Origin of the sequence: Pseudoxanthomonas japonensis (assembly GCF_010093445.1) — a bacterium.
In the GTDB taxonomy this organism is placed as follows: Bacteria; Pseudomonadota; Gammaproteobacteria; order Xanthomonadales; family Xanthomonadaceae; genus Pseudoxanthomonas_A; species Pseudoxanthomonas_A japonensis.
This window is the reverse complement of sequence record NZ_PDWW01000061.1, coordinates 1-794: the sequence shown is the minus strand read 5'-3', so window position 1 is coordinate 794 and position 794 is coordinate 1. Positions and strand designations below refer to the sequence as shown.

General features: G+C 66.9%; 1 protein-coding gene. It reads right to left on the bottom strand.

Going from position 1 to position 794, the window contains the following annotated elements; genetic code table 11:
• On the bottom strand, positions 1 to 794 hold a 794-nt coding region (locus CSC78_RS18760), incomplete at both ends, for a methyl-accepting chemotaxis protein (protein ID WP_455566966.1).

Here is a 794-nt window from a genome sequence, read left to right as displayed (position 1 = left end):
GTCGACATCGTCTCCACGGCACGCCCCACGATCTGACCGCCCTCCGCGGCTACGCCGGAGGCGGACAGCGCGTGCGCATTGGCCTGGCGCGAGGAATCGGCGTTCTGGCGCACGGTGGAGGTCAGCTCCTCCATCGACGCGGCCGTCTCTTCCAGGTTCGCCGCTTGCATTTCGGTGCGACGCGCCAGATCGGCGTTGCCGGCCGCGATCTCGCTGGCTGCGGTATTGATGGAGCCCGTGGCGTCCTGGATGCTTGTCACGATGCGCTTGAGCTGGTTCACCGTGGCATTGGCATCGTCGCGCATGGTGGCGAACACCCCATGGAACTCGCCCCGCATGAGGTGGGTCAGGTCGCCGTCCGCCACGGCCTTGAGCAGCGCGGACAGGGCCGACAGGTTGCCCTCGGTGGTGTCCATCAGCCGGTTGAGGCTGGCCACCATGTCGTGGAAATCGTACTGGTAGGCGTGGGCCGGGCCGCGTTGCGAGAAATCACCCGCGGCCGCGGCGGCCGCCAAGCGCTTGATGTCCGCGTTGATCGCCTGAAGGTTGCGCTTGGCTTCGTCCATCGCCGCGGTGAGCACGGCCTTCTCGCCGGGCAGGACGTCCATGTCGACCGACAGGTCGCCGATCGCGTAGCGCTGGATCACTTCCACGAGCCGCATCTTGACGTGGATGTGCGATGCCACCAGTTCGTTGGTACCGCGCACCATCTCGCCGAAGCCGCCGGGAAACGCGCTGTCGTCGCATCGGAAGCTGATGGTGCCCTCTTCATGCTTCGCCGCCATCTCGCGCTG